Source organism: Nocardia sp. NPDC057272 (assembly GCF_042668615.1).
GTDB lineage: Bacteria > Actinomycetota > Actinomycetes > Mycobacteriales > Mycobacteriaceae > Nocardia.
Map to the genome: position 1 here is coordinate 132,392 of NZ_JBHUYK010000016.1, position 17,338 is coordinate 149,729.

A 17,338-nucleotide genomic window follows, 5' to 3' on the forward strand; every position below is an offset into this window, starting at 1 on the left:
GTCACAGCGAGTACTCCTGAGTCGAGGATCGGTGCCTCGGCGACGCGCCGAGTTCGTGGCCGACCCTGGCGGCCAGCTCGTTCATGCGATGGGCGATGAGCGCGAGGTCCACATCGCCGGTGGTCGCGACGCCGAGCAGGGTGCCCGCGCCCGCGGCGGTGATCAGCACCATGCCCTCGTCGTATTCGGTCATGTTCTGGCGCACGGTGTTCGCCAGTCCGCCGCAGAACTCACCGAGCACCTTGCCCAGCGAGCGCAGCCCGCACGCGGCGGCCGCGAAACGCTCCGCGTCGTCGGTGGAGATGGCGCCCGAGTGCGCCACGCGTAGGCCGTCCTCGGATAACAACACCGCGAAGCGGACGCCGTCGAGCGCCAGGTCGTCCAGCAGCCACGCGAGGCGGTTGGTGCTGTTGGAGATCGGAGTACTCATCAGCTGTCGTGCCCTTTCGTCGAGCGTGCGGCCGCGGCGCGGCCGTGTCTGGAGCCGCTGTGCCAGGCCGCCGCGAGCTCGGGACGCGCGAGCACCTCGCCGGTGTCGGCGCGCTCGTCGGCCGGGGCCACGGTGCGGCGCGTGCGTTTGGGCAGCCCGCCGGTGGTGCGGTCGAGCTCGGCCACGTCCAGCTCGGGCGCCGACGCGCTGATCTCGGAAACAGGTTGTGGTGGCGCTACCGGTTCCGGCGCCTCGGCATGCTTGGGCCGGTGCACCTCGGTGGCCGTGACGAGCAGGGCCGCGGGAACGAACACCATCGCCCTGGTGCCGCCGTAGATATTGGGTCCGTCGACATAGGCGGCGAAGCCGTAGCGGCGCGCCAGCGCGGCGACACCGGGGAACCCGACCCGCGGTGACGGGCCGAGGGCGTTGATGTCGACGACGCGCTCGCCCGAGAGCACCTGGCGCGCCTCCTCCATCTGCTCGTGGCTCATCCGCACGCCCGCGTCATCGATGATCACGGTGACGCCGTGATGGCCCTGCTGGTAGGAGATGTCGACGAACGACGACGGCGGTGAGTACCGCAGCGCGTTGTCGAGCAGGGTCGCGACCGTGTGCACCAGCGGCTCCACCGCCCGGCTCATGACCACCAGTTCGCAGTGGCCCGTGCGCACGCGCAGATAGTCGCGCACCCGCCCGGTGGCGCCGCCCACCACGTCACCGACGGTCTGCTGCGGCCAGCGCCTGCCCGGCAGCCCGCCCGAGACGATCACGTAGGCCTGGGCCTGGCGGATCATCTGCTGGACCGTGTGGTCGATCCGGGTGAGCGTCGCGTAGACCTCGTCGTTGCGGTTCTCCCGCAGCGCGTTGCTCACGACCTGGCCCACGTCGGCGCCGAGACTGACCACGGTGGTGCCGAACGCGCGCACGGCGTTGCTGGTGGCGGCGCGGGCGTCGGCGGAGACCTGGGCACGCGTCGCCTCGTGTGCCGCCTCGACCTGTGCCGCGGCGCGCTCCTCGGCCGCGCGGTCGGCGAGTACCGCTTCGTGTTCGCGCGCCCGGAGTTCCTCCGCGTGGGCCAGCGCCATCTGCTCCATCGCTGTGTTCTTGGCGTGGAGGTCGCGCTCGGCCGCCGCCAGGCGGCCGCGGATCTGACGTTCGTTGCGCAGGGCCTGCAGCGCGACAGCGACCGCGCCGAGCAGGACCAGTGTTGCGATGGAGAACAAGAAGACCGCGAGCGTCGGAGTCATCGGTTCCTTTGTCGTCTGTACCGACCGAAGAGCCGTGGTGGCCGGGTCCTCGCCGGTCTCTCCGACGAGACTTCTCGCCGCGGCCTGCCCTCACACCGTGTGCGCCGCACCACAATTGGGCACCGCGCGCGTGAGTTCGGTCGAAACCGGACTCGCTGCCCGGCGTTTCGGCGATGCGGACACGTTAGCAGTGCGAATCGCCGAGTGCACCAAACGGGTTGCTGCAGAACGTGACTCGCATTGTGGTGGAGAGCCGGTGAATTGATACCGGCGGTTTATCCGCGCCGTGTACGGTTGAACAGATACAGGTCAGCCGTGGACCAGCGGCGACCAACGCGTCGTCGCCGCACTCGGCCTCGGGTTCCGGCTCATTCCTTCTCTCGTCTCCCCGCTGCGGCGCCGTCGTTCGATTCGAGGAAGAACCTGCATGACCAGCGATCTCGACGACGACCCGTCCGACGTGCCATCCGCCGACCCCGAGGAAGAAGACCCGACCGTTCATTGGCCCGAACCGAGCCCGCTGCAATCGTGGTGGACCGACATCATGGGCGCGAAGAAACCACGCCGGTTCGGTCAACAGACCTGACCTCGGCAGCATGACCACCAGGGCCGCACCGTTCTCGGTGCGGCCCTTGTCGTGTTCGGGCTGTATTCGCCGGGGTATTGACCTGGACGCGGTGTCCAACCTAAATTACATGGACACCGTGTCTCAGGTATTCGGGACACACGGCACACGGGAGTGCGTTCATGACACAGAAGGTGTTCGTCGTCGGCGTCGGCATGACGAAGTTCGAGAAGCCGGGTTCGCGAGAGTGGGACTATCCGGACATGGCCCGTGAGGCGGGGACCAAGGCGCTCGCCGATGCCGGAATCGACTACGACCAGGTCCAGCAGGCCTACGTCGGCTATGTGTACGGCGAGTCCACCTCGGGTCAGCGCGCGGTCTACGAGCTGGGGCTGACCGGTATTCCGGTGGTCAACGTGAACAACAACTGCTCGACCGGTTCGACCGCGCTCTACCTGGCGGCGCAGGCGGTGCGCGGTGGGCTCGCCGAGTGCACCCTCGCCTTGGGTTTCGAGAAGATGCAGCCCGGCTCGCTCGGTTCGACCTACGACGACCGTGAGCAGCCGATGATGAAGCACCTGCTGGCGCTGGCCGAGCTGCAGGAGTTCGCGATGCCGCCCGCGCCGTACATGTTCGGTGCCGCGGGCAAGGAGCACATGGAGCTCTACGGCACCACGGCCGAGCAATTCGCCAAGATCGGCGTCAAGAACCACAAGCACTCGGTGAACAATCCGTACGCGCAGTTCCAGAAGGAATACAGCCTCGAGGAGGTCCTCGAGGCCAAGCAGATCTACGGCCCACTGACCAAGCTGCAGTGCTCGCCGACCTCGGACGGTTCCGGCGCGGTGATCCTGGCGAGCGAGGACTTCGTCGACCGGCACAACCTGGCCGACCGCGCGGTCGAGATCGTCGGGCAGTCGATGGTCACCGACCTCGCCTCGACTTTCACCAGCCCGACCGCGATCGATCTGGTCGGCTCCTCGATGTCGCGCACCGCTGCCGAGGCGGTCTACGCCGAGGCCGGTTTCGGGCCCGAGGACGTCGATGTCATCGAGCTGCACGACTGCTTCTCCACCAACGAACTGCTGACCTATGAGGCGCTGGGCCTGTGCGCGCCGGGGGAGGGCGGCCGGCTCGTCGACGACAACGCCACCACCTACGGCGGCCAGTGGGTCGTCAACCCGTCGGGCGGTCTGATCTCCAAGGGCCACCCCCTCGGCGCGACCGGTCTGGCCCAGTGCAGCGAACTCACCTGGCAGCTGCGGGGCACCGCTGACGTCCGCCAGGTCGCCGACGCGCGAATCGCGCTGCAGCACAACATCGGTCTCGGTGGCGCCGTCGTGGTGACCGCCTACCGCCCCGCCAACCGCTGACTTTTCCCCTACCGAATCACACCAGGAGTAACCCCATGGCATCTGTGTCCGTTTCCACCGCACTTCCCGTCGCGCCCGAGCTGGCCTGGGCCCGGCTCAGCGATCTCGCCAACTGGGAGGAATGGCTGACCATCCACCAGGGCTGGCGCGGCGATCTGCCCGCCGAGCTCGCCGCCGGCGCACGCTTCACCGAGGTCGTGTCGGTGATGAACATGGCCAACAAGATCGAGTGGACCGTCGCCGAAGTGGTGCCGAACTCGTTCCTGCGCATCACCGGCGCCGGCATGGCCGGTGTCACCATCGAATTCGCGTTGAAGGTCGACGCCACCGACACCGGCTCCTCGGCCGCGTTCGACGCGAGCTTCAAGGGCGCGATGATCGTCGGCCCGATCGGCAAGGCCGTCGCCAAGCACGCCGAAGCCGACCTGAAGGAGTCGATGGCCAAGTTCACCGAGCTCGTCGGTTCGGCCGCATGACCACCTCGGAATCGGCCGCAGTCGTCTTCGACGGCTCCGCCCTGGGGGAGTGGACCGACGAAGAGCGGTTCTCGGTCACCGCCGAGCGGATCGCGGAATACGCCGCGGCGACCAACGATCCGGTCCCCGCGCACCGGTCGGGCGAGATCGCGCCGCCGGTGTTCGCGGTGGTGCCGGTGTTCACCTCGATGGCGCCCGCCGCGCTGTCGGTCGCGCCGGTGGAGCTGCTGATGAAGCTGGTCCACGGTGAGCAGGACTTCCTGTTCCACCGCCCGATCCGGGCCGGTGACGAACTGGTCGTGCGGGCCAAGCCGATCGGCTACGTGGGCCGCCCGAACGGCTCCACCGTCGTCATCTACGCCGAAACCCGGGACGCGGCGGGCGAACTGGTCAACGAACAGTGGATGACCGCGTTCTTCCGCAAGGTCGACGCCGGTCCCGGTGAAGGGGAGCTCGCGCCCACCCACCGGATCACCGACGAGGATCGGGCAGGCGATCCGGCCGCGTCGGTCACCGCCCACATCGACGACGACCAGACCTTCCGCTACTCACCGGCCTCTGGCGACCCGATGCCGATCCACCTCGACGACGAGATCGCCCGCATGGCAGGGCTTCCCGGCATCATCAACCACGGTCTGTGCACCATGGCGTTCACCTCGTGGGCCGCTCTGACCGAACTCGCAGGCGGCGACACCGCGCGCCTGCGCAGGCTGGCCGTGCGATTCGCCAAGCCGGTGCTGCCCGGTCAGGACATCACCACCACCTTCTGGCCCACCGAATCCGCTGATCCCGGCGTGCGGGCCTACGCCTTCGAAACCGAAGCCGCGGGCCAGATCGCGATCACCGACGGTCGCGTCGAAATCAACTAGGAGACAAGACTCATGGGAAAACTCGACGGTCGTGTCGCGGTCATCACCGGCGCCGGTCGCGGCATCGGCCGCGAACACGCGCTGCTGTTCGCCCGCGAAGGCGCCAAGGTCGTGGTCAATGACCTCGGCGGCGCCAACGACGGCACCGGCACCGACGCGGGCCCGGCCCAGCAGGTGGTCGACGAGATCGTCGCCGCCGGCGGTGCCGCGGTCGCCAACACCGACAACATCGCCACCTGGGACGGCGCGAAAGCGCTGGTCGACCAGGCGGTCAGCGAGTACGGCACCTTGGACATCGTGGTGAACAACGCGGGCATCCTGCGCGACGCGTTCATCGCGGGCATGGACGAGTCACAGTGGGATTCGGTCATCGCGGTGCACCTCAAGGGCCACGCCGCCACCCTGCACCACGCCGCCGCGTACTGGAAGGCGCAGTCCAAGGCCGGTACCCCGGTATCGGCCTCGGTGATCAACACCGCCTCGGCCTCGGGCACGTTCATGCCCAACGCCGGTCAGGGTAATTATGGTGCGGCCAAGGCGGGCATCGCCGCGCTCACCCTGGTCGCCGCCGACGAACTCGAACGCTACGGCGTGCGCGTGAACGCGATCGCCCCGATCGCGCGTACCCGCCTGACCCTGGCCACCCCCGGCATGGGCGCGCTGTTCGCGGCCGAGGTGCCCGAGGGTGAGTTCGACGCGTTCTCCCCGGCCAACATCTCCCCGCTGGTCGCCCACCTCGCCGAGGCCGACTGCGCGATCACCGGCAAGGTGTTCGCCGTGCAGGGCGGGGCGATCGTCGAGCTGGCCGGCTGGCACGACGTGCGCACCGTCGAGACCGACGGACCGTGGACCATCGACGAGGTGGCCGCCCAGCTGAAAGAGACCAACTAGCCATGGCGCGCAACAGTTATGAGCTCGGGGTCGGCGTCAGCGAGGACCACCTGGCCCTCGCCGACGCGGTCGCCGGTTTCGTCGAGCGGACCATCACCGCCGAGGTCGTCCGGGCCGCGGTCGAGTCCACCGACGCGGGCAAAGTCCTGCCGTTCTGGGATGGCCTCGTCGCCCAGGATCTGCTCAGCCTGCACATCGCCGAGGATCTCGGTGGTCAGGGCGCCGGTCTGCTGACGCTGGCTGTCGCGCTCGAACCGCTCGGGCGTGGCCTGCACACCGGCCCGTTCGTGCCGACCGTGCTCGCCGCCGCGGTGCTGGCCGCCGCGGATGACATTCGCGCCGAGGGCAATCCGAGCCTGGCTCGGATTGCCGGGCTGGCCGACGGGTCGCGCACCGGCGCGGTGGCCCTGACCTCGAACCTGACCGGCACGCTCACCGACGGCACGTTGACCGTCAGCGGAACGGCCGACGGAGTGCTGGGGGCAGTGTCGGCCGATGTCGTCATCGCGCCCGTCACGGTGGCCGGCGAACAGCGGTGGGTCGTCTTCGAGAACATCGAACTGACCGTCGGCGCGCAGGACAGCATCGATGTGCTGCGCGGTTCGGCACGGCTGCAGGCGGATTCGGTCGAGGTCTCCTTCGACCGGGTGCTCGAGGTGAGTTCGGCGCGCGTGCGTTCGGTGGCCGCGGTGGTGCTCGGCGCCGAAGCGGTCGGCGTGATGTCGTGGTGCGTGTCGACCGCGTCGGAATACGCCAAGACCCGGGTGCAGTTCGGTCGGCCGATCGGTCAGTTCCAGGGCGTCAAACACAAGTGCGCCCAGATGGGCATCGCGCTGGAGAAGGCGCGTGCCGTGCTGTGGGACGCTGCCTACGCTCTCGATCGCGACGACGACACCGCGGAGTACGCCGCAGCTGTCGCGGCGCTGATCATCCCAGATGCCGCGGTGCAGGTCGCCCAGGAGTGCATCCAGGTGCACGGCGGTATCGGCTTCACCTGGGAACACGACGCGCACCTGTACTACCGGCGGGCTCTCGCGCTGCGCGGGCTGCTCGGCGCCCGTGACGAACGGGCCGAGGCGGTGGCCGGTTACGCGCTGTCGGGGCTGACGCTGTCGAGCGAGCTGGAACTGCCCGCCGAAGCCGAGCGGATCCGGGCGTCGGTCCGGGCCGAGCTGGCCGAGATCGCGGCGATCGACGACGAGGACGACCAGCTCGTCGCGCTCGGCGACGGTGGCTGGAACCTCCCGCACCTGCCGCGGCCTTACGGCCGCTCGGCCTCGCCGCTCGAGCAGGTGGTGATCGCGCAGGAGATCAAGACCTCCGGTATCCAGATGCCGCAGTTGCTGATGGGTACCTGGGCGGTCGGCGCGTTGGTTCCGCACGGTGACGAACGGCAGAAGCAGGAACTGGTCGTGCCGACACTGCGCGGCGAGCTGGTGTGGTGTCAGCTGTTCAGCGAGCCGGGCGCGGGTTCGGATCTGGCGAGCCTGACCACCAAGGCCACCAAGGTCGACGGTGGCTGGCGGGTGAGCGGACAGAAGATCTGGACCACGGTCGCGCAGTTCTCGGACTGGGCGATGCTGATCGCGCGCACCAGCCCCGACAAGCCCAAGCACGAAGGCATCACCTACTTCGTGCTCGACATGTCGAGCCCCGGGATCACGGTGCGCCCGCTGCGGGAGATGACCGGATCGGCGCTGTTCAACGAGGTGTTCCTCGATGACGTGTTCGTTCCCGACGAGAACGTGGTCGGCGGGGTCGACGACGGCTGGCACGTGGCCCGCACGACGCTGGCCGGTGAGCGGGTGGCGCTGAGCCAGAAGATGGAGGCCTACGCCACCGACACCGACCTGCTGCGCTTCGCGATCGGCCGCGATCTCTCGCCGGTGGCGCGTTACCGGCTCGGCGAACTCATGGCCGAGAGCCGAGCGGTGGACGTGATCAGTTCACGGGTGGTGCTCAAGCAGCTGTCCGGCATCGACGTGTCCACCACGTCCAGTGTCGGAAAGCTGTTGGGAATGGCGCTGGGACAGGCGATTTCGGAGTACGTCGTCGCCGAGCTCGGTGTCGCCGGTGTGGTGTCGGTGCCCGGTGAGCGCAGCGACCACGCGATGGAACAGCTGATCGCGGGCCGTGCCACCACCATCTACGGTGGCACCACCGAAGTCCAGCTCAATGTCATCGGTGAACGGATGCTCGGCCTGCCACGCGACGCCGCGGCACAGGGGTGAGCGACCCGGGCGTCGGGCAAGCGCCCGACGCCCGGGCGATCGCCGGTGCCCGTGCGCGGCCGGATCGGTGGAATCGCTGGACTACAGTTCGTCGTTGTATTCAGCAGCGTTGTATGCAGCAGAGCGCCGAACCGGCATCTGCACCGCACGGGGCCCGGTGAAGGAGATGATGTGACCGCACAGCGCACCGACGGCCGAGCCAGCCGCTGGGACCGTCACCGCGCCGACCGCCGCGAACTCATCCTCGCCGCCGCCCTCGCGGCCGTGCAGGCCCAAGGCGCCTCGGTCGGCGTTCAGGAGATCGCCGATCTGGCCGGTGTCCCACGCTCGGTGCTGTATCGCCTGTTCAAAGACCGTCAAGACCTCGATGAGCAGCTGCGCACCCGCATCATCGACGACCTGATGGCGGTACTTGCCCCCACCCTGAACCCCGAGGGCACCGTCACCGAGGCGATCGCGCGTTCTGTCGACGCCTACGTGGGCTGGATCGCGACCAATCCGCGCCTGCACTATTTCCTCGGCGCCGGGTCCGGCGCCAGTAAGGATCACAACTCGCCGATCGTGTCCGGGACGAAGATCGCCATCGCGGGGACCGTGCGCGAGGTGTTCGAGAGCGCGCTGCGGGCACAGTCGGCACCGGTGGCGGTCGCCGAGCCGATGTCGTTCGGCCTGGTGAGCTTCGTCGACGGCAGTGTGAACCGGTGGCTGAGCCGGTCGATGCAGCCGATGGACGCCGCGGAACTGTCGTCCTACCTCCAGATCGCCATCTGGGCGATCATCGACGCCAGTCTGCGCGAGGTCGGCGTCACGCTCGATCCGCGCACGTCGATCGCCGAACTGACGGCGCAAAATTAGATGTAACACGCAGTAGCGTCAACCCTTGTGTGGTACCGCTGGTACCACTAAACTGGGTAGTGGAACCGCACCGAGGAGACACCGATGACGCTGTCCAGCTACCACGAGGTCCTGCAGAGCCTGTCCGAAGGCTCGGTGACCAAACACTTCGATCCCTATGTCGACATCGACTGGGACTCGCCCGAGTTCGCCGTGCACTCCGACGACCCGCGCTGGATCCTGCCCGACGTGGACCCGCTCGGTCGTCACCCCTGGTACAAAGCCCAGCCTGTCGAGAAGCGGATCGCGATGGGATTGTGGCGCCAAGCCTGCATCGCGAAGGTCGGCATCGACTTCGAGCAGCTGCTCATCCGTGGGCTCATGCAGTACCTGCCGTCGGTGCCCAACGGTGATCCGGAATTCCGGTACATCACGCACGAGGCTGCCGAAGAGTGCAACCACACGATGATGTTCCAGGAGATGATCAATCGCATCGGCTACCGCGATGTGATCGGCATGGGCTCGGTCGATCGTAAGCTCACGTTGATCATCTGGCCCGCGGTGAAGTTCTTCCCCGGATTCTTCTTCGCCCTGGTGCTCGGTGGCGAGGAGCCGATCGATCACCTGCAGAAGGCGTTGCTGCGCAGCGGTACCGATCCACATCCGATGGTGCACCGGGTGATGGAGATCCACGTGGCCGAGGAGGCCCGGCACATCTCGTTCGCGCACGAATATCTTCGGATCAACGTGCCCACGATGAACTTCGTGTCGAAAACCGTGCTGTCCGTGGCCTTCCCGATCATCATGCGGGTGATGCTGGCGATGATCGCGACACCGCCGAAGGAGTTCGCCGAGAAGTTCGGGATTCCGGGCGAGGTGATACGAGACGCGTACTGGCGCAACGACCACTCGCGCCACATCAAGCGGGATGTGTTCACCGATGTCCGCGCGCTCGCGACCGACATCGGCCTGATGAATCCTGTCGCCAAGCGCGTGTGGCAGCTGCTCGGCATCGACGGACCGGTCTCGCGCTACCGCAGCGAGCCCGCGCGCAGGACCGCATGAGGGCCGAAAGCTGGTCCGCGCCCACGGCGGCCGTGCTCCCGGACAAGGACCCGTTCTTCGCGCCACGGCCCGGGTTCGAGACCCTTGCCGAGGGCACGATCCTGCGTTCGCGGCCGGTCGAGCTCGCCGCGTTCGGTGTGATCGGCATGAAGGTGCGGGCCTGGCAGCTGCTCTATCGCACGACCGATCTCAACGGCATGCCCGAGGCGTCCGTCACCACGGTGGTGACGCCGATGGGCGGTGTTGCGCCCGGTGCCCCACTGCTGTCGTTCCAGTGCGCGATCGACGCCATCTCGCCGCGGTCGTTTCCCTCCTACGCGTTGCAGCGCGGCTCTCGCGCCGTCGGCACCTTCGTGCACGTCGAACAGCTGTGCTTCGCCGACGCACTGGCCAGAGGTTGGGCGATCTCCATTCCGGATCACGAAGGCATGCTCGGCGCGTGGGGAGCGCCGCGCGAACCGGGCTACCGCGCACTCGACGGCATCCGCGCGGCACTGGCCTTCGAGCCCGGCGGTCTCGACCCGCAGGCGCAGGTCGGGCTGTGGGGGTACTCGGGCGGCGGGCTGGCCACGGCTTGGGCCGCGGAGATGGCGCCGACCTACGCGCCGGAGCTCGACATCGCCGGCGCCGTGCTCGGCTCCCCGGTGGGCGATCTGGTCTCGACCTTCCATCGGCTCAACGGCGGGCTGCACGCGGGCTTGCCGACCCTCGTCGTCGCCGCGCTGCGCCGGGTGTATCCGGCGTTCGAGGAACTCGTCGCCACCCATTTCAGCGACGAGGGCCGCGCGGTGCTCGACAAGGCCGCCGAGTCGACCACCGCCGCCGCGGTGCTGCGGTTGGCCCGCTACAACGTCGACCGGCACAGTGGCACCCCGATCGCCGAGTTGCTCGCCATGGAGGCGATGCTGGCCGTCTTCGCCGATCTCACACTGGGGGACCGGGCGCCCGCGGTGCCGCTGCTGGTGCTGCAAGCCGTGCACGACCAGATCATCGCGGTGGACGATATCGACGCGCTGGTGCGGCGCTATCGCGAGCAGGGCGCGCACGTGACCTACCTGCGCGACAGGGCGAGCGAGCACCTCTCGCTGCTGCCGCTGTCGACGCCGCTGAGTCTTAACTGGCTCGACGACCGATTCAGGGGTGTCGCGGTGACACCGTCGCAGACCCGGACGGTGCGCAGCGTGCTCGCGCTGCCCGCGGGCCGTCGGGGGTTCGGCGCCCTCGCACGGGTCGTGCTGCGGGTCCTCTTCGGGCGGCCCATCACGGCCTCGCCCGCCGGTCACGGCAGGCAGCGCACGGCGAGCAAGGCTCGTCACGCAGCCTGAAGCTACAACTTACTCACTGGTAAGATAAGTAACTGTGGGTCTGCCGGTAGGCAGTAACTGGTGAGGTAAGGGGTTTACCGATGGGGATCGTTGCCGATCTGCCGCGCGCGGCGCGCAATGTGTGGTCGGTGTCGTTCGGCGGCGGACTCGAGTCCTACCGCCCCGCACCGTCGACGACGGTGTACGACGGCGCACACCGGCACCTGAAGCGCTACGACCGCACCACGTGGGCGACGGGCAATCCGGTGCTGCTGGTGCCGCCGCTCGCGGTGACCACCGCCTGCTTCGACCTGCGGCCGGGGCAGAGTCTGGTGCGCTTCCTGCTCGACCGGGGCAGGCAGCCCTACGTCATCGACTACGGCGAATTCGGTTACGCCGACCGCGATCTCGGCCTCGAGGACTGGACCGACGACATCCTGCCCGAGGCGATCGCGCGGGTCAGCGAGGAACACGACGGCCGTGGCGTCGACATCATCGGCTGGTCGCTGGGTGGTGTGCTCGCGCTGCTGACCGCGGCCGCCCACGCCGACCTGCCGATCGCCTCCATCACCTGCCTGGCCGCACCGATCGACCAGGCCCGCACCGCGTTCCTGATCCCGCTGCGCCTTCTCGCCAAGGTCACCGGTGGTCGCGAGATGGCCGTGGCGACCAAGGTGATGGGCGGCATCCCGCAGGAATTCGTGCGGCTCGGCTTCCGGATCCAGGCCTTCGACCGCGAGCTCGCCAAACCGATGTTCCTGGCCCGCAACGCCTTCGACACCGAAGCCTTGGCCAGGATGGAGGCCACCGACCGGTTCATGGCCACCATGCCCGGCTACCCGGGCCGCTCGTACTGGCAGATCTACCGCAGCCTGGTGCTGCGCAACGAACTCGCCGGCGGGTCGATCCGACTGCGATCGGATCTGGTGATCGAACTGTCGAAGGTCACCTGCCGGGTCTTGCTGGCGGGCAGCCCCAGCGATGTGGTGGTGCCCGCCACCTCGGTGCGCCGCGGCCTCGATGTCCTGCCCAACGCCGCCGAGGTGGAGTTCGTGGAGGTGAGCGGCGGACACCTCGGACTGGTTTCCGCCGCCGACACCACCTGGCCCGCGATCGAGGAGTTCCTCAGCCGCTGATCCGCGCACACATCTGTGCCCGCGGAATTTCGGCCGCTCCACCAAACCGCGGGCAGGTGCAGTCCGAACCTCTCTTCATGCCTCACGTCCGCCGTGGGGTGACCCGCACTGATTCGATCAGTGCATCCGGTAGACGAGAGGTTCGCGCTAGTGAGAAGAACACGTCGATCGATCCGTACGGCCGCGGTAAATGCTGCGCTGGTGAGCGCGCTGGCCTCGGCCGCGCTGGTGCTGCCTGCGAGCGTCGCCGTCGCCCGACCCAAGACGGCCGGGGTGGTCTCGACAGTCGATATCGACAGCAGACGCCAGCTGGTGACCGTCTTCTCGCCCGCGATGGACAAGCCGATCCCGGTGCAGGTGATCCGGGCCGCCGATACCGAGAACCCGCGGCCGACGATGTATCTGCTCAACGGTTCCCAAGGCGGCCCGAATCAGAGCGGCTGGGACGCGCAGACCGACGCCGTGGATTTCCTGCGCGACAAGGACGTCAACGTCGTGACCCCGGTCGGCGGCGCCAGCTCCTACTACACCGACTGGGTGCGCGACGACGCGGTGCTCGGCCGCAACAAATGGCAGACGTTCCTCAACGAGGAGTTGCCGTCGGTGATCGAGGGATACCTCCGGGCCGACGGCAACCGCACCATAGTCGGCGTGTCGATGAGCGGTACCTCGGTGCTGAACCTGGCGATCGCCAAGCCCGGCTTCTGGAACAGCGTCGCCTCCTACAGCGGTTGCGCGCAGACCTCGGACCCCATCGGCCAGGAATTCGTCCGGATCACGGTCGAGAACTGGGGTGGCGGGCAGAGCATCGAGAACATGTGGGGTCCACGGAACGGCCCCTTGTGGCGAGCCAATGATCCGCTCGTCAACGCGGAAGGGCTGCGCGGCACCGAGGTCTATCTGAGTACCGGTACCGGGATCCCCGGCGCACCCCACGACACACCGGCCGACGCGCGTGTCCAGGACGGCAGGATTCCGCTCCCGGTCCAGATCGCCTTCGGTGGTCCCATCGAAGCAGCGGTGCACTTCTGCACCATCAACCTCGCGAACCGGCTGCGCGAGTTGAACATTGCGGTGACGCTGGACGAGCGGGCTGTCGGCACACACTCCTGGGGATACTGGGAGGACGACCTGCGCTCGTCGTGGCCGTTCCTGGCGCAGTCGGTGGGTAGCCGGACCAACTGAGCCGACGGCCTCACCGAGCCTCGCGAACTGTCCATAGCCCAGCGCGGCGACGGATCCCGATGCCCATCGAACAGGTCATCGGGATCCGTTGCCGCCCGGGGTATCAGGCCTTCGTGGCCACTACCAGCACATTCTTGCCGAACAGTTTGCCGGTGACGGCCTGCAGGAGCTTGCTGAGCGGGAACACCACGCGGTCGTAGAGCTTCAGCGCTCGTGTGTTGATCGTGCCGTCGTCGCTGCCGGCGAACTTGTAGGCCAGGGTGGCGAAGAAGCCGATCGGGTCGCAGTAGCGCGACTCCACGATCTCCAGACCCGCGTTACGGAGAATGCGGTTGAGCTGAGTTCGGCGATAACGCCGGTAGTGCCCGACTTTGGTGTCCATCGAGGTGAACAGCATCTCGAGCGCGGGCACATAGATCACCAGCGTCCCGCCGGGCCGCAACAGCGAGGTCAGGTGTTCGGACGCTTCCTGGTCGTTCTTGATGTGCTCGAAAACGTTGAAAGAATAGATCAAACCGTACATTTCGGCTTCGGATGGCTCGGCCTCGCAGTCGACGACCTTGTAGCCTTTCGACAGCAGCAGTTTCTGCAGCTCGGCGTCGGGTTCCAGACAATCCGGGATGATCTGCCGCTCGGCCAGCATATCGGCGTAGGTGCCCCGACCGGCACCGAAGTCCAGTATGCGCAGGTCCGGCGACGTGACATGTTTATCTACGCAGTCGATCAGAAATTTGTTGTAATTGACCGCTTCGGTCATCGCCTCCAGGTTGTCGCACCCGGTGTACGCGAATTCACTGCTGGTCACGCTTGATCCCCTCAATGCATCGATGGGCGGCAATGGCGGTCAGCGTAGTCCGACTACATTGCGGTGCCACGACATCGGGCAACATCGTCTGCGCGCCTCGGCCGGCGTCAGCGGAGGGTCTGCGGTGTGGCCGTGGCCAGAGAGGTCAGAGGGGGCTGAGAGGTAGCAGGTTCGGCGCACCCGGTGCGATGCTCGCGCCCGATGCGCCGGACCTCTGTCTGCGCCATCATGGTGATGTCGTCAATCCGGCTGACAGAACCGGCGGCGATCGGTCATCCTGGTCAGCTCGACCGGCCCGGTCCAACCGCAGGGTGACTCGCACATGCCGGTCACCATCGCGGTGGTCGATCCGTCGCTGCAATAGACGGTGTGCGTGCTGGCCCGCGCCGGATAGCCGCACGAGGGGCACTTCCCGAAGTAGTCGAGCACCTCGCGAATTCCGGACGCCGAGACCGGCTTCGGCGTCCACGGCGGTGCTGCTGCGCGTTCGACTGAACTGTCTCGCATTTTCGGTTCTCTCATCGTCGCGATGACGATGGGTCTGTCGTCGCGTCAATCGGAGACAAGAGCCTTTCAGTAGTGCTTGGCTCCCGGCGTGCACGGGCTCGCCGAACCTATCGATGTCGCCAGATCGCAGATGCCACCGGTGAGCATTTGAAACGGAGTGACGCCGAGCAGGACGATCAATCCGATGATGTCACCTTGCCCGGCCAGTACCGCGGCCGAGTTCGCCGCTGCCGAGCCCGAGTCGGCTGCCGATGAGCCGGTCTCGGCTACCGCCGTGCCCGCTGCGGCCGCGACGAGGCCCGCTACCGCGACCGAGGCTGCGGTGATACGAAGGGTGTTGCGCATTTCATGCTCCTTGCTGGGGAGTGGGAACTCCCGGGAAATGGGTTGGTGCAGAATTTCGCCGGCAGATCAGCGCGGTGGCTTGCTCATATCGCGGTTCATCGTCGGGAGTTCGATGCTGATCGGCAAGCGCAGTTCCGCCAGATAGATCAGCGCGGCTTTGCGCAGGAATTCGTCGAGGAGCCAGTAGGGATCCTGGAGCGGCGGGACCACGGTGAGCGCGCCCTCGCGCACGGCGATGAACGGACCCCACGCGACTTGCAGCAGGGGGTCCCAGACCGGTTCCCGCGGAATCGAGAGCCCGTCGGCGATCTTGTCGCCGAGCAGGAATCGAGTGAACGCGCCGAGTACCGGCTTGCTCAGAATCGACAGATCGATGTTGGCGCCCAGGCTGAGGAGCCGATCGGCCAGCTTGGCGCCTTCCGGCGTCGGCGCGATGATGGGGTCGAGGATCTGCGCCGCTTGGGAATTGGCGTCGGGCCATGACTTGGGGATGTATTCGTCGCGTACGCCCAGCAGGTGCCCGGCGACCTGCCAGGAGTGCAGGAAAGCGTCCGATTCGTGTGCCGGGATCGGCACTTTCCAGGAATTGAGGTGCTTCATCACGGTCGTCGGCAGGCTGTGCCAGGTGACCATGATGTCGTTCTGGCTGATCGGCTTGTCCTCCTCCGCGGAGTGCACCCAGTGCGGGGACTGCGGCAACAGGTGACGCACCGCCGCGTGCACCAGCCGGGTTTTGACGCAGGTGACGATCATTTCCCCATCGGGGGCATAGGCATTGGCGCTACCGATGTCATAACCGAGTTTCGCGGTTTTGGTGATGCGATCTTTGAGATCGTGGCCGCCCTTGGAGTAATAGACCGCGCGCGCCTCTTTCGGGATGACGGTGCTCATCATGCCGCTGGCGAACCCGTAGAGGACACCGAGATACAGTCCGCGCTTCTTGTTGAACGCGATCGCGGTATCCAACTTGCCGGTGTCGGTCCACTGCGGCAGTCGGCGGGCGTACTCCATGAAGTCGCGCAACTCCGAGGGCAAGCCGTCAGGCAGCGCCTGACCGTTCTTGGTCCAGGTCCGCAACAGTTCGTTGACCCTGGGGACTTCGCCTCGGTCGACGAGTCCGGCGACGAGTTCGTCGGCTTCGGGATCCCATACCGTCAACGGGTCGACGCCGGAACCGGATCCGGCCACCGATCCTTCCGGCGACCACGTCCACGGATCTGCCCGTGCGATCGCACCCAATCCGATCGTGCCGACAACGCCGAGCACTCCGCCAGCTTTCAGCGCATTACGCCTATTGAGTCTATCCATGACATTACTCCTCGTTGAGCACGTTCAGACTCCCAGGCCGCAGCGAGAACACTCGATTCGCTTCGCTGTATCAGCCTAGAATAGGCAGTAACTTAACAGGGAGCGGGCACTGTGTCCACGGAATCCGGATTGACGCCCGACGTCCTTCGGGATCGGGGAGCATGAAGCGGGGTCGAAGCGTCGATAAGCGCCGTGACCTGCATACTCTTCCTGGTTGCTTGGCATGCGCCGGTTCGGCAGTGGTCATCTCCTGTTGAGGTCTTCGATGAGGGGATAGGCAGTAACTTAGCTGGACGGAGCGCTATCGAGCTGGATCGCCGACTCTGGTCGATGGCTATCGACTCTCGCTTTCGCTGGCTGATTCAGAGGGGGAATGTGCTGTATAGGGGCATGTACTGACGCATGACCGTGCTCTGGGTTGCGTCCCCGTGTGGGGGATCTGCCAGAGAGCAACGATCGAACGCGCGGCGCCTGCGACGGAAACTATCAGGAATGTGCACTAACATAGCGGCAAAGATTCGACGATGCGCCGCGCATCCCGGATCTTGAGTGGGTCTCCCGTGTATGCGAGAATCATGGCTAACTTATTGAACCTGTCGCCGACCGTCGGCGACAGTGTGTGAGGAGTCAAAGATGTCCGCTGTCGTCGTCGACGTACGTCGACCACCGCCTAGCCGGAGAACGCGCGGTGGGGGACTGTCACCGGTGCCCGCTGCTGCCCGCCTCGCCGATGTGTTCGGCCGGCAGGCCGATCGTTGCCGCTC

17 protein-coding genes are annotated in these 17,338 nt (G+C 67.0%); 11 read left to right on the top strand and 6 right to left on the bottom strand.

Features of this window, described 5'->3' with window-relative positions; genetic code table 11:
• Position 1: 1 nt before the first annotated feature.
• Both ACFULV_RS21735 and ACFULV_RS21740 read right to left on the bottom strand, forming a co-directional pair.
• Complete coding sequence (locus tag ACFULV_RS21735) at positions 2-430, bottom strand: roadblock/LC7 domain-containing protein (RefSeq protein WP_378630871.1); 429 nt, start codon at positions 428-430, stop codon at positions 2-4.
• Positions 430-1,680 carry a sensor histidine kinase gene (locus tag ACFULV_RS21740; protein WP_378630872.1) on the bottom strand — a complete coding sequence of 417 codons (1,251 nt, stop codon included), beginning with the start codon at positions 1,678-1,680 and terminating at the stop codon, positions 430-432. Before ACFULV_RS21740 ends, ACFULV_RS21735 begins: the two co-directional genes overlap by 1 nt.
• A gap of 427 nt (positions 1,681-2,107) precedes the next feature.
• Between ACFULV_RS21740 and ACFULV_RS21745 the strand changes: the two genes are divergently transcribed.
• The 11 genes from ACFULV_RS21745 to ACFULV_RS21795 all read left to right on the top strand — a co-directional run bounded on the left by ACFULV_RS21745 (position 2,108) and on the right by ACFULV_RS21795 (position 13,609).
• Positions 2,108-2,266 carry a hypothetical protein gene (locus ACFULV_RS21745; protein ID WP_378630874.1) on the top strand — a complete coding sequence of 53 codons (159 nt, stop codon included), beginning with the start codon at positions 2,108-2,110 and terminating at the stop codon, positions 2,264-2,266.
• Between the two features lie 161 nt (positions 2,267-2,427).
• Positions 2,428-3,618: a lipid-transfer protein gene (locus ACFULV_RS21750; protein WP_378659352.1), complete on the top strand. Its 1,191-nt coding sequence runs from the start codon at positions 2,428-2,430 to the stop codon at positions 3,616-3,618.
• Positions 3,619-3,653: 35 nt separating this feature from the next.
• Positions 3,654-4,094: an SRPBCC family protein gene (locus ACFULV_RS21755; RefSeq protein ID WP_101462898.1), complete on the top strand. Its 441-nt coding sequence runs from the start codon at positions 3,654-3,656 to the stop codon at positions 4,092-4,094.
• A complete protein-coding gene (locus tag ACFULV_RS21760) occupies positions 4,091-4,963 on the top strand; it encodes a MaoC/PaaZ C-terminal domain-containing protein (RefSeq protein WP_378659355.1) in 873 nt (290 codons plus the stop codon). Before ACFULV_RS21755 ends, ACFULV_RS21760 begins: the two co-directional genes overlap by 4 nt.
• 12 nt (positions 4,964-4,975) lie before the next feature.
• Positions 4,976-5,854 carry an SDR family oxidoreductase gene (locus tag ACFULV_RS21765; protein ID WP_378630878.1) on the top strand — a complete coding sequence of 293 codons (879 nt, stop codon included), beginning with the start codon at positions 4,976-4,978 and terminating at the stop codon, positions 5,852-5,854.
• A 2-nt stretch (positions 5,855-5,856) separates the two neighbouring features.
• A complete protein-coding gene (locus tag ACFULV_RS21770) occupies positions 5,857-8,085 on the top strand; it encodes an acyl-CoA dehydrogenase (protein WP_378659358.1) in 2,229 nt (742 codons plus the stop codon).
• 171 nt (positions 8,086-8,256) lie between these two features.
• Positions 8,257-8,940, top strand: coding sequence for a TetR/AcrR family transcriptional regulator (locus ACFULV_RS21775; protein WP_378630881.1), 684 nt, complete (start codon positions 8,257-8,259; stop codon positions 8,938-8,940).
• An 84-nt stretch (positions 8,941-9,024) separates the two neighbouring features.
• On the top strand, positions 9,025-9,984 hold the full coding sequence (locus ACFULV_RS21780) for a diiron oxygenase (protein WP_378630883.1): 960 nt from the start codon (positions 9,025-9,027) through the stop codon (positions 9,982-9,984).
• On the top strand, positions 9,981-11,309 hold the full coding sequence (locus tag ACFULV_RS21785; protein WP_378659360.1) for a lipase family protein: 1,329 nt from the start codon (positions 9,981-9,983) through the stop codon (positions 11,307-11,309). The genes ACFULV_RS21780 and ACFULV_RS21785 overlap by 4 nt, the downstream gene beginning before the upstream one ends.
• 80 nt (positions 11,310-11,389) lie before the next feature.
• Complete coding sequence (locus ACFULV_RS21790) at positions 11,390-12,424, top strand: alpha/beta fold hydrolase (protein ID WP_378659363.1); 1,035 nt, start codon at positions 11,390-11,392, stop codon at positions 12,422-12,424.
• Between the two features lie 201 nt (positions 12,425-12,625).
• Positions 12,626-13,609: an alpha/beta hydrolase gene (locus ACFULV_RS21795; RefSeq protein WP_378659366.1), complete on the top strand. Its 984-nt coding sequence runs from the start codon at positions 12,626-12,628 to the stop codon at positions 13,607-13,609.
• 103 nt (positions 13,610-13,712) lie between these two features.
• Here the strand turns inward: ACFULV_RS21795 and ACFULV_RS21800 are convergent, their stop codons facing one another.
• The 4 genes from ACFULV_RS21800 to ACFULV_RS21815 all read right to left on the bottom strand — a co-directional run bounded on the left by ACFULV_RS21800 (position 13,713) and on the right by ACFULV_RS21815 (position 16,574).
• Positions 13,713-14,366 (bottom strand): methyltransferase domain-containing protein, encoded by a 654-nt coding sequence (locus ACFULV_RS21800; RefSeq protein WP_378630888.1) that lies wholly within the window; start codon positions 14,364-14,366, stop codon positions 13,713-13,715.
• Between the two features lie 288 nt (positions 14,367-14,654).
• Entirely contained in the window at positions 14,655-14,921 is a 267-nt protein-coding gene (locus ACFULV_RS21805) for a hypothetical protein (RefSeq protein WP_378659369.1), read from the bottom strand.
• Positions 14,922-14,987: 66 nt separating this feature from the next.
• On the bottom strand, positions 14,988-15,266 hold the full coding sequence (locus tag ACFULV_RS21810) for a hypothetical protein (protein WP_378659371.1): 279 nt from the start codon (positions 15,264-15,266) through the stop codon (positions 14,988-14,990).
• 66 nt (positions 15,267-15,332) lie between these two features.
• Positions 15,333-16,574: an oxygenase MpaB family protein gene (locus ACFULV_RS21815; RefSeq protein ID WP_378659374.1), complete on the bottom strand. Its 1,242-nt coding sequence runs from the start codon at positions 16,572-16,574 to the stop codon at positions 15,333-15,335.
• Positions 16,575-17,338 lie beyond the last annotated feature (764 nt).